We start from the raw sequence: 14454 nt of genomic DNA, 5'->3' as shown, positions 1-14454 counted from the left end.
TCAGCTCTGGGAGTGAAATGAGGATGAAGTCAACGGAACATCTGCGATTTACCATATCACCCTATCTGGTATTCGTTTTAATTCTATCCATGCAGTTCGGACCTGAATATCTCTCCATGTCTAACAGTCCGATTCAAATAACCGGCCAAGACACTTGGATCTCTGTCATCCTTTGCGGTATCAGTTTCCACATCGTTATTTGGATGATGTATCGAGTTCTCAACCATAATGAGACGGATCTTATCCATATTCATCAACATTCTTTTGGAAAATGGGTAGGAGGAGGACTTAACTTTATCTTTATCCTTTACTTCCTGCTGAACGCAAGTTTTCAAATTCGTTTCTTTATAGAAATCATACAAGTATGGCTATTTCCTGATCTTAAAACATGGTCGTTGGCATTAGTTATCCTCCTGCTTGTTTATTACATTGTTGCTGGAGGTTTTCGAGTCATCGTGGGTATTTGTATGTTCAGCATGGTACGAATTATAACGTTAGTAGCCATGTTCTTTCCAGCGGCTATGTTTCATTATAACAATTTAACCCCCGTATTCGATCATTCGTTAAACGAAATCATCCAAGCAAGTAAGGAGATGACTTTTCCTTTTTTAGGCGTGGAGATCCTTTTATTTTGTTACACCTTCATTAATGAACCTAAAAAATCACAAAAGTGGGCTTATTTAGCTAATATTACAACAACCGTATTTTATCTTTTAATTATCTTCTTCTCGTTGTTATTGTTCAAACCGGAACAATTATCAAATGAAATATGGCCGCAATTAACCAAATATAAATTTATTCATTTTCCATTTATTGAACGATTTGAATATATTGGAGCTGCATCACAGATCCTATGGATAATTCCAATCATTTGCCTCAGTCTTTGGACTTCAAGTCGAATATGTAAATTCATGTTTACAGTGAAACAATTGTCAGTCTTACCGGTTTTATTAATTCTGGTCTTTATTGCCGTTTGTCTGATTCCAGGTCGTAGTCATACGGAAGGTGTTCAAGCGTTGTTAACGAAGATCGGATTTTACATGGTTTATGCCTATATACCATTTGTATTTATATTTGACGTTGTCAGAATGAAAGTGAGAAGAGCTGTATGATGATGCGTTTTCTTTACTTATTATTGCTGCTCATCAGTTTCCTGCTGACGGGGTGTGTAAAGCAAGAGGTTTTGGAGAAAATCACTATTTCGTTTGTCTGCGCCTTTGATGAAGCCCCTAACGATGAAATTGAATTTACGTTAGCAGTGCCTAAGTTTCAGGCTGGTAAATCTGGTTTCGTTTCCAATATCTTGTTTTCAAAGGTTGGCCATACGACTAGGAGCATTACAGACTTAATGGAAATGCAATTAAACCGGCCTATTAAACCTGGGAAACTTTCGGTGATTTTAGTTGGAAAAGAGTTAGCGGAAAAAGGTTTAGCAGACAAATTGGATGTGATCTTGCGTGATGCTCAAGCTTCGAGAAAGATTTACATAGCTATTGTTGATGGAAGAGCGAAGGATATACTGGAAACGGATTTCAGTTTAAATGAAGAAAAAGGGATGTTTCTATATCATTTACTTGATACGAACATACGTACAGGACACCTTCCAAGGCAGAATCTTCACGATTTTGAGTACTCTTATTTAGGCAAAGGCTTAGATCCTTTTTTGCCATTTCTTACCTTGCAGCAAAATAATCGAGTTCAGATCACCGGTTTAGCCTTATTTAAAGGTGATAAATATATCAGGTCACTAAACGAAAAGCAAATGAGAGTCATGAAACTTCTTCTCGGAAATGTGAGGTACGGTACACTTGAAACAAAGCTGGAAAATGGACCTTACATTGCTGTGAAAAATATCGGTTCAAAAGTGGATTATCAACTCGGGAAAGAACCGAAAGGCCCAAAAGTGTTGATAAATCTTAACCTAAAAGCTGAAGTTATTGATTCAAAAGGGATTCAATTAACCAATGATGAGAAGCAGAGAATCAAAGAGCGTCTAGAAGAGGATTTAACTGAAACCGGAATGGATCTACTTCAGGTATTTAAAAATGAAGGCATTGATCCGCTCGGATTAGGGGATTTCGATAGAAGTAAAACACGACATTGGAGCGAAGCGGCGTGGAATGAAGAGTATCCTACTATGAACGTTAAATTGCATGTTAAGGTGAATCTTGCGGAGATGGGGATTCGGAAATGAATGGGGAGCTCGCCGGACAGGTGGAAGAGGACAAGAAAATATATGCATAATGTGCCGCGTTTAACGCGTTTTTTTATTTTATGGATATAACTTCTTGTCCTTTCTAAAAGACAAGAAGTTGTATCGTTTTCCAATAAAGGACACGAAGAAAATACCTTCCCCGAAGTTGCTAAACGATACAGATTATTGGTCAATTAAACATAAAATAATACATCTTTATGTCCCAAAATTCGGGTTTCATTACAAGTTACTATTGGAACAAAGAGATGTAAAACACAGGCTCACGCTGTTACAAAAGTAAGCGGTCTTAAATCGGCTAATTATGTTCAACTAACGGAAAGAATAGTTAAGGAGATAGCTTCAGGACAGCTCCTCTTTTGGTGCTATTGAGTTAACATCATTTCACGAATACTGGTTGCGGAAAAGTGCTACCGATCCTGGTATCCTTTTTGAGTTGGAGGCAGGAGCATGGCCATTGTTGGAGAATCATTACAGCAAGAAAGTAAGAAGTGGAGTTAAAGAGGCTACGATGAACCCTTTGAAGGTTATGGATAACTATAATATTGAACATTATTTTGAAAATGCATCTCTTATTTGACCTTCGCTTTGAATTCAAGATAATACCGCAGCGGAGGCACAGAAACTTGTTCTACAACATAGTAAGGTTCACCAGGGATACCAGTCATTCATTAGATCTGAAAGAAACTCCGTTGTGCGGGGTTTTTCTTTTTTTAATTAGAAAAACCGTAATACAGTTGGCCAAGGGGTAAACCGGAAGAGAGCCTAATTAGCAGGTTCTTGCAACATTCAAAAACAGAACCAACAGAAACCATGCAACAAAATCAAATAAATCAGCTGTTGTACTGAATAATTGATAAAGTAACAGTTAACTTTTTTGGACAATGGCTACAGCAAGCATTGAAAGGGGTTAGTGAAGTCAGAGTACCTAACTGGGAGCAAATAATTATAGTGTTGCTCCAAGTAATGGTACTCTAATTAATTGCTGTTTCAAACCACCTGAAACCAAAGAGCCCTTTAAATACAAGTGTCCGTTAATAACTAGGGCAGCAAAACATGCACTTGGTAAAATGAAATCATATACTCCAACAGCAGTGGGTGTATAATAACCCCACTGAGCAAAATAAAGAACTGCAGAGATTAGCAACATGCTAAAGAAATAATCGCGCTAGTGACTGCAATCATTAGCCTGACAAGATCAATCCTCGCCTTCATCGTCACAATGAGCAGCTAAACTCAACTGGTCCCGCTTAGGCGAACCTCCCTTAACGGGATGGTGAAATATAAAAGATGTAATCAAGTATATCACAGAGGAGCTGGAAGTGCGTTTCTTGCAATGGGGAACAATTAAACCCCAGTTTTATACTCAGCAATGACGTGATCTCCTATTTGAAGTTGCTCATTCTTACGATTGCTTATTAGTTACTTGCTGCTTAAGGGCAGAAGTTTGCTATATAGCCCATCCACAGATTGCATGCTACGATAAATCAATTGTTTGTCATGCCCTCGTTCAAAAATAGCGATACATGGCACGCTGGTAACTTGCCATTCGCGACTAATTTGAGGTAGAAAATTAATGTTGCTCTTATAAAGCGGCAAAGCAGGCTGAATTGTCGAAATGATATCTAACATACGTTCTGTCACTTTGCAGGTTCCACAGAATGGCGTGTACAAAAATACAGCAATGGACTCCTCCTGCCTGTTAACGATCTCTAACAATTCCTGTTGAGAAAGCTCCTTCATGCTAAACCTCCTCGTTCATCTAACCATTGGAGTAGTAGTGATAGCGCAATTATTCTCATGGGTTTCCCAACTGCTGCCATATAGTATATCTAATATAATAATATCGTAACTAGAAGCTGATACTGATTTAAGACCAGTTTATAAATTTTGTTCTACACTAATATAAATGGGTTCAATTTGAAAATGATTAATATATGATTAGTACTCTTCAATGAATAATACCTAAATGCTTTTTACACTAATTTTGCTATTTATGATGTGCCTGATTTATGTTTATCCCCTGCTCGGGTAGTAATCAATGATCAGTTGACGTCGAGTTCCTATTGGCAAAACGTAAGAGAAGTCTGTAAACGTAAGAATAACTTATTGAATAAACTATGTGAAGTTAGCAATCACCAAAAACCTGTAAATAAATTAAATTTCGTCAAGTTTTGATTATACGCTATTAGTTTCAAGAACGGGTACACTCCTTATCACTAATTTCTACAGTTCCATAACTATAGAAATAAATAATAGCAATAAGTCATTCAAAAGTAAAGGGGAATCATTTGCTCATCGCTTGCCATTTTCGCCACATTTTGCTTAATTACGTATTGCTTATTAAAACCTTGAAAAATAAGGGAATAATTGTGTTATTACACCAAAAGAAGAAACTCGTTCCCCTTGACGAGTTTTGAAATGTGAATTTGGTTTGTCCTTGTTAAACGTAGGTTCACGAATGGGAGCGCAAATAAAGAAATGAGAATGACAGATTCGCTTGTGAAAGAATGAAGGATAGGCATACAGGTCATTTAGAATTTGATTTGCTGGAGATCTAGAAAAAGGAGTTTCCTGAACAAGTATGCACCTACAAACAATGTGTTTAATTGTAATGTTTTCAATGAGTTGATTTTTGCTTATCTTGTGATTTAAACTTCTTTGTAGAACGTCCTCCTGAATGATGGAATTTTGGGCTTTCGTTCTATCGAACTGAGGCGCTCGTTTTCTAATCCAGTTAAAGGAATTTAACGCTGATTAGTATTGTTAAAATGAGTTATGTTACGATTTAAATGCATGATTCGTCTGTAGAGGTGACTCAAGAAAATGATGGGGGAAAACGGATGAGGAAAATTGTGGTTGGATGCAGAAAAAGTGCACTTGCTTTGACACAAACGGAACAAGTAATTTCCGATTTGACACGACTTAGCCAAAAGTACGGTATGGATTTTACGTTTGAATTAAAAAAAATAATCACCAAAGGTGACCTGATTTTGGATGTAACCCTGTCTAAAGTTGGGGGTAAGGGTCTTTTCGTAAAAGAGATTGAACAGGCCATGCTCGACCTGGAAATCGACATGGCGGTGCACTGTCTAAAGGACATGCCTTTTGAGCTTCCTAGTGGCCTTGTTAATGGTGCTGTTCCAAAACGTGAAGACCCGCGTGATTGTCTGATCTCTAGAAGCGGCGCCGGACTAAAAGAATTATTGTATGGTGCGCGTGTAGGGACAAGCAGTCTGCGGAGATCGAGCCAGTTAGCGGCACTACGACCTGATCTTATCATCGAGCCGATACGGGGGAATATTGACTCACGTCTCCGTAAGTTAGATAATGAGGAATTTGACGCGATTATCTTAGCAGTCGCAGGCCTTAAAAGGATGGGCTGGGAAAACCGCATTACAGAAATTTTATCTCCAGAAACATTCTTGCCTGCTGTCGGGCAAGGCGCTCTCGGTATTGAATGTCGTGAAAATGATGCTGAGTTAAGGAAGTTACTAGACTTGTATAATGATCCACAGACAGCTTTGGAGGTAACAGCAGAGAGAGCATTTCTCGGGGTATTGAATGGTGGATGTCACGTTCCAATTGGTGCATTGGCTGTATTGAATCAAACTCCAAAAAGAAATGCACAAGCAACGGAACATGCTTTACCGGAGATATCGCTAACGGGAATGGTAGGAAAACCGGACGGTTCAATTATACTTAGAGAATCCCATCAAGGTGAGTCCCCGTTTCAAGTAGGTGAAGATGTAGCAAAATTGTTGATTGGTATTGGAGCTGAGAAGATTTTGACTGAAACAACGTCACACTGACTCAGAATGTTAGAATGATGAGATCCTGATAAAACAATATTGATTGTACTTATTTATTTGTTTCAGATGCCACTTTAGTAGGATATATGGATACATTAGATCCGAAACTAAGTGAAAACGCTAATACTAGAAGTTTTCAAAGTTGGAACTCCACCAATCAAACGTTTTTAGTTAAAGCTCAACAGGTTGGGTGGGAAGACGAACCAGAAGCGAAGGAAGCGGTCAGGCACTTTAGGATTCACGGTAGAGCGGACATGAAGTCGTTTATTGACGAAGAAAAAGTTTCAAACAGTCAAACGGCTTCTTTTCCCAATATTGATTATTCCCATTCCAATCCACTCATAGAGGAATATCAGTGTTTATTTAGCACTAATGGAAGGTTGAAGTTGAATAGGCCAAAGATGTTTTGGCAGTTGGTATTGAGGAACCTGCCTCCTTTAATAAGCAAACGGGTTCTTACTTTAAAACCATTAATGACTAAAAGGGTTCCAGAGAATGAAGATAGCTTACTAATGAAAATGACCAGTTGCTGCAGCTTATTATGTACATTATCATGAGCATTTAACCGCAGGAATAGCGTAGAGACAAAATGGGGGATATAGGCCTCGTTGTCATGTTCCCGCCGCTCTCCTCTATTATAGGAGCTGCTGTCCTGAAGTTAGAGCTGTTCATCTGGCGGCGACATGTTTCCAATGTTTATGCAGAGCATGCTGATGAAGATGGCATTCAAATCTTGCGCTTGATCCTATATTCTGGAGCGATTTTGAACGTGCGGCTTGCCCATACATTTCCCAAACATCTGTAAACTAGGCTTATTATTGGATATGCGCTTCGTTTTTACGAAGTGCGCCTAGAATCGCCCTTTACTTTTGAACGGCGTGATGGTACTATTGATTTCGATAGTTATAGAATTGCTGAATAGATCAGGGAGGTGATAATGGTGGGAGAAAATCAAAAAGATATGACTCAAGCAGTTAAATTGTATAAAGCTTTGGGGGAACCTACCCGACTGAAAATCGCTTTGCTGCTTGTGAAGGAGAGTAATTTATGTTTTACCGCCATCGGTGAAAAGCTAGAATCAGTTGCAGGATCGACACTATCGCATCATCTGAAGCAATTGACGGACTCTGGCTTGATTGATTTTCGTAAGCATGGATCGTTCATTCACTATAACGTCAACCGAGAATTAGCGGAGAAATTTGCGCCTTATTTGTTCGAGTAATTTTTTTTATGGATCATTTCTATAGATTTAGAACTGTAAAATTTAATGACGCATGCTTGAACGAAACTTAGTGAACAACATTAAACAGTATATTAATAAACATAAAAAGGAGTGAATAATTATGAGCGGTCAAGTTAATACGATGGAGATTGGAATGAGCACATTCCTCCATGCAAATCCGGGAGATGGTGGGGTATCGCACGCCCAGAGGCTACGTCAAGCGATTGAAGAGATTCAATTGGCAGATCAAGTCGGCCTTGACGTCTATGCTATCGGGGAGCATCATCGAATTGATTACACAAGTTCGTCGCCAGCAGTCATTCTGGCCACCGCTGCTGCTACAACGAAGAGGATCCGGCTCTCAAGCGCTGTAACGGTGTTATCTTCGGATGATCCGGTGCGGGTATACCAGGACTTCGCAACGTTAGACGGTCTATCGAATGGACGAGCGGAGATCATGGCTGGGCGGGGTTCGTTCATCGAATCGTTTCCACTATTCGGTTATGACCTAAAAAGTTACGAGGAATTGTTCGAAGAGAAACTGGAACTGTTGTTGAAGATTCGCGAATCCGAAAAGGTGACCTGGATCGGAGGTCATCGTCCTGCAATTGACAGCATGGGCATCTATCCTCGTGCCCTACAGGAGATTCTTCCTGTCTGGATCGGCACGGGTGGCAACCCGGAATCGGCTATTCGTGCCGGCTTGTTGGGACTTCCAATTGCCTTCTCGATACTGGGGGGGGCACCAGAGAGATTTGCGCCTTTGGTGGAGTTATATAAGGAAGCCGCGGTGAAAGCAGGTCACGATCCGAATAAGTTGCAAATTGCGACTCATTCGCATGGCTTTATTTCGGATACGACACAAGATGCTACAGAACGGTATTACTCGGTCATGGCCTCTCAAATGAACAAGATTGGACGGGAACGAGGCTGGTCTCCTTATTCACGTGACACGTACGATGCAGCCCGGAGCTTTCACGGTGCTCTTTATGTCGGAGACCCCGAATATGTCGCAGAGAAGATCGTACTGTTGCACAAGAACCTAGGCTTGACTCGTTTCATGATGTACATCGATTTCAGTTCGTTGCCGCATCGTGACTTGCTGAGGACAATTGAGCTCCTCGGTACAAAAGTAGCACCGATTGTGCGTAAGGAACTCGCTCGTCAGAAGTCTGGACATGACGCTTAAAATGTCGGAAGAACATTGTTACGAGAAATTTGATTGTAAAAGAAAATCTTATATTTTTTTAATCATGACTTCTATATTTCTAGAAATATAAAATTAAGGGGAGAGAACCAGATCAGATGAGAAAATCATTGATAATTTATATTCTCGCTATTATTAGCTTTTTAGTCGGTACTTCGGAATTCGTAATTGCTGGCATTTTGGATATGGTTGCAAGTGATGTTGGAGTGTCGTTAGCAGGGGCAGGACAGCTGGTTACGGTCTACTCACTTGCTTATGCCATAGGCACCCCGATTCTTATTGCACTCACGGGAAAAATGGACCGAAGAAAGATTATGCTATCGGCTTTGGCATTGTTTTTCGTAGGGAACTTGATCACTGTCACAACCACAGGCTACGGCATGCTGATCGGAGCAAGAATTCTATTGGCAATAAGCACGGGGGTATTTATGGTCGTCGCCCTGACCGTTGCGGCTAAGATATCTCAACCAGGAAAACAGGGCAGCGCGATCGCTAAGGTTTTATTGGGCTTTAACCTCGCGCTTATACTAGGCGTCCCGCTAGGGAGGATTTTTGCAGGGTCGTTTGATTGGAGAATGATCTTCACCGGGATTGGGGCACTCAGCTTGATCGCGATGTTTGTCATTTTGCTGACGATTCCGAAATCGGAAGGAGAGGCTCCTGTTCCGATTCGGGAACAACTTGCCTTGTTAAAAAACCCCCGAATCGCTGTCGCGCTTTCCATCGTTTTTTTCTGGATAATGGGATATATGATTTTGTACACCTATATATCGCCGTTTCTCCTGACCATTACGGGCATGAGCGAACGGATGGTAAGCATCGGGTTGTTTGCATTTGGGCTAGCCAGTCTCCTAGGCTCCCAAGTTGGTGGATTCGGTGTTGATAAATGGGGTATCCCCCGCTCGATGATTGGAAGCTTGATTTTACATTCCGGAGTATTATTTTTACTGACGGCGTTCTCCCATTCGTCCATGGTTGTTTTACCTTTGCTTATGTTATGGTCCTTTTTCGCTTGGTCGCAGGGGCCGGTTCAACAAGTTTATTTAATTGGCATGGCTCCTCAAGCTTCGGGACTCATTCTTAGTTTGAATAGTTCTATCGTTCAGTTAGGCACGGCCGTAGGGGCTGTAATCGGGGGCATTGTTGTAGAAAACATTTCCCTAACAGCAGTCGGTTGGCTTGGTGGAGTTGGGGTAGCAATTGCACTCATTCCGGCTATTATTTCTTTATCCATGCGTCGTAGATCTGCGATAGTGGAAAAAAATTGATTTTAACTGGTAATCCGCAAGTTTGAAAAGATTATCTAGTGACGGCAGGCATGTTTGCCTGACGGAAGAGTCCTGGAGAATCCCAGGAGAACTCTCCAGGACTCTTTAATTGCTTTTCGTATACTTGCGCTTTACACTATTTCCGCATCAAAGTATGAAAGTAGAATATACTTCCAAATACCTTCAAGCCGATATGGACGATGCCTCTAACTACGCAAAATACGCGGGTTATGGGTAATTCTCATTCGGCTTGTTATTTTTGCGAATCAGATAAAAAGCTGCGTAAATGCAGCTTTTTTATTTTATGACATCAAGTTCTTGTCACGAGCCAATGACAAGAACCTGATGTCATTCCCGATTTTGACAAGAACTTGATGTCATTCCCGACGGAGCAGTTCCAGGTAGAGCGCATTCGAGGGCAGGGGGAAGAGCCATTTTGAAAAGACGACAGGAAGGTTCCGCGGCAGCTTAACGGTTTTGCTAAGCTTTAGTAATCGTCAAATACGATTTTTATTTTGTAACTCAAGATGACAAATCTTGTTTGATGGTTAAAATTACGTTTCTTTGCTAAAAATAAATTCTATAGCTGTTCTGTTCATATTTAGCTGAAGAGGAGGATTTGTTCATGCGCGACATTCATTTGGTTCCAGTTTCCTATTTCCCATCAGAAAATCTTGAATTTCCCATGGTTGCCAACCTCCAAACCATTACACCGAATCAATTATTTTACGTCAGAAATCATTTTGAATACCCGACAATCGATATAAACACCTGGTACCTTTCAATTGAAGAATTAGTGGATCAACCAATTAAATTTACGTATGCTGATTTGAAAAACATGAATAAGGTCACGCTATCCGCTACTCTAGAGTGTGCAGGAAACAAGCGTTCGTTATTTGAAAGGAAAGCACAAGGTAACCAATTCAAGCTCGGTGCGATAAGCAACGCCATTTGGGGAGGCGTTCGACTGAAGGATGTATTAGACCAAGCAGGAGTATCCCCAAGTGCGACTGAGATTGTTTTTGAAGGATTAGATTACGGTCAACGAAATGACATGGAAGGACAGGTGTTTTTCAAAAGAAGTCTACCTGTTGCCAAGGCACTACACCCAGATACTTTATTGGCTTATGAAATGAATGGTGAACCGCTCTCCGATAAACATGGTTTTCCAATAAGGCTAATTGTGCCTGGATGGTACGCAGTTGCGTCTGTTAAATGGCTGCATAGGATCAGAGTTGTAGATCAGCCATTCAAGGGACCATTTCAAAGTATAGATTATGTCATTCTAAAAAAAACAAACGACTACAAACATGCACGACCACTATCACCAGTTTTAATCAATTCAACGATAGCATCTCCTACAGAAGAGCAAGAGATGGCTGTTGGCACCAACGTGGTACAAGGGTATGCTTGGGCTGGCGAGCATTCTGTAACGAAAGTAGAGATTAGCACAGATGGCGGGACACTCTGGAATGAAGCAAACATACTTGATCCTGATGTTCCCTATTCATGGAGGAGATGGTCTTTTGCGTGGGATGCGCAAAAACCAGGTCAATACACGATTCTGAGCAAGGCAACGAACGAGCATGGAGAAGTTCAACCGCTGAAGGCTGAATGGAATGTAAAAGGTTACCAAAATAACTCCATCCACGCCGTAAATGTTCATTTGACAGCCCCTAATTTGGTAAATTCAGTAAATAATATTCTGCAGGAAACAAACCAACATGGAGTGTTTGAGATGCTTACATTGGAGATTGCGAAACAATTGCTCGAGGTTGCGGAACAGAAAGCCCGTCAAATGGGACTCGCCTTCGATATCGCAATCGTCGACGCCGGGGCGAACTTGGTCGCCTTCCACCGGATGGACCATGCCCGGATCGCCGGGATCGAAATCTCCAAGGGGAAGGCCTGGACGAGTGTAGCCATGCAAATGCCCACGGCTAACTTAGCCCAGTCGGCGCTTCCCGGCGGTCAACACTATGGGGTCAACACGACAAACCAAGGGACAGTTACCATCTTGGGAGGCGGCATCCCACTCGTTCGCGAAGGCACGACCGTCGGCGGTATCGGCGTGGCCGGAGGCACCATGGAGCAAGACATGGAAGTGGCCAATGCCGCCGTTCAAGCGTTCGCCGCTGTAGTAGGAATGAAATAGCTAGTACAAAAGAGACAATTTTACCGCCTTTTCAAAAGGGCGGTTTTCTTTGTTCAAAACTCAACATTCGAAATTAACATTGGCCGTCATAAACTTTTACACAAAATCGCCTTCCCCGGTATTATCGGAGGCGGGCTCGGAGTATTGATGTATCTGGCCGCCATCAGGGGCATCCTGGATGAACTCCACGATGCAGCGGCAATTGAAGGCTGTGCGATTCCGATAGATTCCGATAGCACCTTCTTATTAAACCATCGCCAAGAAGCGATGGTTATTTTTTATGAACACAGGAAGGGAATGAGATAAAGTTCTTGTCATTTATGACATCAAGTTCTTGTCATCCGACATGCATTCAGGGACTCAACACAACTATTATGTAAGGAATACATATTCACAAAACCCGTATTTTATACATATGTCTATTTTGTTGATTATTCCCCTTTGATGCAAAATTCGATAATTGTCTAATGACACAAATGTGCCTACATTAATGACACAAATGTGCCTACATTTAAATTTTGCCTGGGCGCCCCTTTAATCAATTCAAATATTTCCAAATAAAAATGTCTTCGGTTTTCCTTCTCCACTTTTCTCAGTGCACTTATAAAAAAATGTGGGTTAGTTTCATTATGCGGTTACCCAGTCGACAATGCTGCCCGTTCGGACTCTATCGTCAAATCACATACTCAGGTCGCCTTCGACATAGTTGAATGCGTAACCCGTTCGCATCGGTGTAACGTTCTTAAAGCCGGGGAGCTTCATGACAATCTCCACTTCTAGCTTATCTATGTGCTGGGCTGGCTGCAGGGGTAGACGAGAATTTTAACTTTACCGCTCCTAGCAGACAGATTTATATCAACCTTTGCCGCCCTTGTCACTAAGCCATTGTAAATGAAACAAAACAGATGCTTGCTTTGTTGATCTTTTATCGATACTACTAATTAGCCTTCAACCTTCACTCCGCTCATTTCCTCGCTCATTGTCCACAAACGTTCCGCCAACTCCGGATCAACGGCCCAAGGAAGAACACCGGTATATTGCTGTCCCATCTCTCCCATCTTAAAGTCAGCGTTCAATTCTGCAATGTTGCAGTCCATGCAGTAAACACCGCCTTTTCCATCTAGTTGAGGACTTGTTGCACACCAAACGCTTGTCGCTGCACCTTGTCCCGTTGTTTTGTATACACCGCCAACAGCAGCTTCTTGGGAAGATAAATGCCGTGACAGATCCGTCTCGATTCGGCCAGGATGCACTGAGAACGCGCGGATGCCATCAACATACCCATGTTTGTCCAGCCCTACAGCAAACAAAGCGTTAGCCGATTTCGCTTGCCCGTAAGCTTTCCATTTGTCGTATTCGCGCTTTTCAAAATTAGGATCTTCGAAGTCGACACCGCTAAAACGAATTCCTGCCGAGGAAAGTGATACGACCCGGGCGTCCCCTGCTCGCTTCAATGCCGGCCATAAACGCAGCGTCAATTGGAAGTGGCCCAAATGATTCGTAACGAATTGAGATTCATAGCCGCGAGCATCGCGAACTAGCGGCGGAGCCATAATCCCCGCGTTAGCAATTAAGATGTGAAGGGGTCTACCGGTAGCAAGGAACCTTTGAGCAAAAGCATCAACGGAAGCAGGGTTGATTAAATCGAGCGCTTCTACTTCTACACCGGTAATTCCAGCAAGAGCAGTGCCTGCCTGCTCCGGTGAACGAGCACCTACGATGACTGTAGCCCCTGCTGCCGCGAGTGCTCGAGTCGTTTCAAGTCCAATACCGGAATGCCCACCAGTTACGATCGCGATTTTCCCATGAAGATCGATGCCATTCACGACTTCCAGAGCATTCGTTTCTGCACTAAAGCCCGATGAGATAGGTGACTGTGGAGTAATTTTGTATTCGTTGTTTCTTGTCGTCATAATTTAATTCCTCCTGGGGAAAATGTGATCTAGTGAACTTGTCTAACCATCTGCTTGTCATCTCCTCATAGATGGTCGATTCGATTCGATTTTGTTTAGCATTCTTATTCGTGTACATCGTAACGTATGGAGTTAACTCCATGTCAATCTGCCGAAATCGCAATCACCACCTTAATATTTACCATTTTCCCTGATTCACTCAAAAAATGTTTGCAGCATTAAGGGTTTCTGTCCAATTAGTAAATTCATCTTCTATATTTGCAACAATTCTGCCCGATAAAAAAAGCAGCATGCCGTGGCACCTGCTCATTGATAATCTTATTAATCAAACGTTCTTTCGTTAGTTTAATAAGATATCCAGTTAGACAAGTAATTTTTTTTCCTTGCGATGAGCAGCGCGGGAGCGCCCCCGAACATAGCGAATCCACTCTCCGTCAGAACGACTGTCTGATCATGACGCACTTTTCCAGTACGTGTTGAAGTGACGCGTATTGATCAGGTTATGGTTCCGATAAAAAAGTGCTCCAAATCGTATTTGACTTGCTCCAACCCTTCGAGGGCAAGCCGCTGGGGTGGATTGAAAACCTCCGGTTTGAAGACGGCTGTGCTTAACAATCAGAGCCCGAACTGCGTCGTCTATCTCGCTCGCTACCCGAACGGCTTAA

General features: G+C 42.0%; 12 protein-coding genes. 10 read left to right on the top strand and 2 right to left on the bottom strand.

Annotated elements, in window-relative coordinates:
* The first annotated feature begins 23 nt into the window (after positions 1-23).
* Both AC58VC_RS20255 and AC58VC_RS20250 read left to right on the top strand, forming a co-directional pair.
* Positions 24-1112 (top strand): GerAB/ArcD/ProY family transporter, encoded by a 1089-nt coding sequence (locus AC58VC_RS20255; protein ID WP_497370654.1) that lies wholly within the window; start codon positions 24-26, stop codon positions 1110-1112.
* Positions 1109-2194, top strand: coding sequence for a Ger(x)C family spore germination protein (locus AC58VC_RS20250; protein WP_497370653.1), 1086 nt, complete (start codon positions 1109-1111; stop codon positions 2192-2194). The genes AC58VC_RS20255 and AC58VC_RS20250 overlap by 4 nt, the downstream gene beginning before the upstream one ends.
* A gap of 1440 nt (positions 2195-3634) precedes the next feature.
* Here the strand turns inward: AC58VC_RS20250 and AC58VC_RS20245 are convergent.
* Entirely contained in the window at positions 3635-3955 is a 321-nt protein-coding gene (locus AC58VC_RS20245; RefSeq protein WP_497370652.1) for a thioredoxin family protein, read from the bottom strand.
* Positions 3956-5055: 1100 nt separating this feature from the next.
* Here AC58VC_RS20245 and hemC point away from each other — a divergent pair.
* The 8 genes from hemC (at position 5056) to AC58VC_RS20205 (ending at position 12182) form a co-directional block, all read left to right on the top strand.
* On the top strand, positions 5056-6024 hold the full coding sequence (gene hemC, locus AC58VC_RS20240; protein ID WP_497370651.1) for a hydroxymethylbilane synthase: 969 nt from the start codon (positions 5056-5058) through the stop codon (positions 6022-6024).
* Positions 6025-6110: 86 nt separating this feature from the next.
* Positions 6111-6581, top strand: a complete 471-nt coding sequence (locus AC58VC_RS20235; RefSeq protein WP_497370650.1) for a hypothetical protein — start codon at positions 6111-6113, stop codon at positions 6579-6581.
* Positions 6582-6613: 32 nt separating this feature from the next.
* Positions 6614-6829 (top strand): hypothetical protein, encoded by a 216-nt coding sequence (locus AC58VC_RS20230; protein WP_497370649.1) that lies wholly within the window; start codon positions 6614-6616, stop codon positions 6827-6829.
* A gap of 132 nt (positions 6830-6961) precedes the next feature.
* The gene (locus AC58VC_RS20225) at positions 6962-7246 is read left to right on the top strand and encodes an ArsR/SmtB family transcription factor (RefSeq protein WP_497370648.1); all 285 of its coding nucleotides are present in this window, start codon (positions 6962-6964) and stop codon (positions 7244-7246) included.
* Between the two features lie 121 nt (positions 7247-7367).
* Entirely contained in the window at positions 7368-8435 is a 1068-nt protein-coding gene (locus AC58VC_RS20220; RefSeq protein ID WP_497370647.1) for an LLM class flavin-dependent oxidoreductase, read from the top strand.
* 116 nt (positions 8436-8551) lie between these two features.
* Complete coding sequence (locus tag AC58VC_RS20215; RefSeq protein ID WP_497370646.1) at positions 8552-9721, top strand: MFS transporter; 1170 nt, start codon at positions 8552-8554, stop codon at positions 9719-9721.
* Positions 9722-10346: 625 nt separating this feature from the next.
* Positions 10347-11876, top strand: a complete 1530-nt coding sequence (locus AC58VC_RS20210) for a molybdopterin-dependent oxidoreductase (RefSeq protein WP_497370645.1) — start codon at positions 10347-10349, stop codon at positions 11874-11876.
* 144 nt (positions 11877-12020) lie between these two features.
* Complete coding sequence (locus AC58VC_RS20205) at positions 12021-12182, top strand: hypothetical protein (RefSeq protein ID WP_497370644.1); 162 nt, start codon at positions 12021-12023, stop codon at positions 12180-12182.
* 635 nt (positions 12183-12817) lie between these two features.
* Here AC58VC_RS20205 and AC58VC_RS20200 read toward each other — a convergent pair.
* Positions 12818-13789 (bottom strand): oxidoreductase, encoded by a 972-nt coding sequence (locus AC58VC_RS20200; protein WP_497370643.1) that lies wholly within the window; start codon positions 13787-13789, stop codon positions 12818-12820.
* Positions 13790-14454 lie beyond the last annotated feature (665 nt).

It is taken from the genome of Paenibacillus sp. J22R67 (genome assembly GCF_059692175.1).
The sequence above is the reverse complement of the archived record's forward strand: the minus strand, read 5'-3'. Positions and strand labels throughout refer to the sequence as shown.

Excerpts from the sequence above, each read along its gene's own strand:
- AC58VC_RS20210 (WP_497370645.1), top strand. The coding sequence starts at position 10,347 with ATGCGCGACATTCATTTGGTTCCAGTTTCCTATTTCCCATCAGAAAAT.
- AC58VC_RS20215 (WP_497370646.1), top strand. The coding sequence starts at position 8,552 with ATGAGAAAATCATTGATAATTTATATTCTCGCTATTATTAGCTTTTTA.
- AC58VC_RS20255 (WP_497370654.1), top strand. The coding sequence starts at position 24 with ATGAAGTCAACGGAACATCTGCGATTTACCATATCACCCTATCTGGTA.
- AC58VC_RS20235 (WP_497370650.1), top strand. The coding sequence starts at position 6,111 with ATGGATACATTAGATCCGAAACTAAGTGAAAACGCTAATACTAGAAGT.
- hemC (WP_497370651.1), top strand. The coding sequence starts at position 5,056 with ATGAGGAAAATTGTGGTTGGATGCAGAAAAAGTGCACTTGCTTTGACA.
- AC58VC_RS20200 (WP_497370643.1), bottom strand. The coding sequence starts at position 13,789 with ATGACGACAAGAAACAACGAATACAAAATTACTCCACAGTCACCTATC.
- AC58VC_RS20230 (WP_497370649.1), top strand. The coding sequence starts at position 6,614 with ATGGGGGATATAGGCCTCGTTGTCATGTTCCCGCCGCTCTCCTCTATT.
- AC58VC_RS20220 (WP_497370647.1), top strand. The coding sequence starts at position 7,368 with ATGAGCGGTCAAGTTAATACGATGGAGATTGGAATGAGCACATTCCTC.
- AC58VC_RS20250 (WP_497370653.1), top strand. The coding sequence starts at position 1,109 with ATGATGATGCGTTTTCTTTACTTATTATTGCTGCTCATCAGTTTCCTG.
- AC58VC_RS20245 (WP_497370652.1), bottom strand. The coding sequence starts at position 3,955 with ATGAAGGAGCTTTCTCAACAGGAATTGTTAGAGATCGTTAACAGGCAG.
- AC58VC_RS20225 (WP_497370648.1), top strand. The coding sequence starts at position 6,962 with ATGGTGGGAGAAAATCAAAAAGATATGACTCAAGCAGTTAAATTGTAT.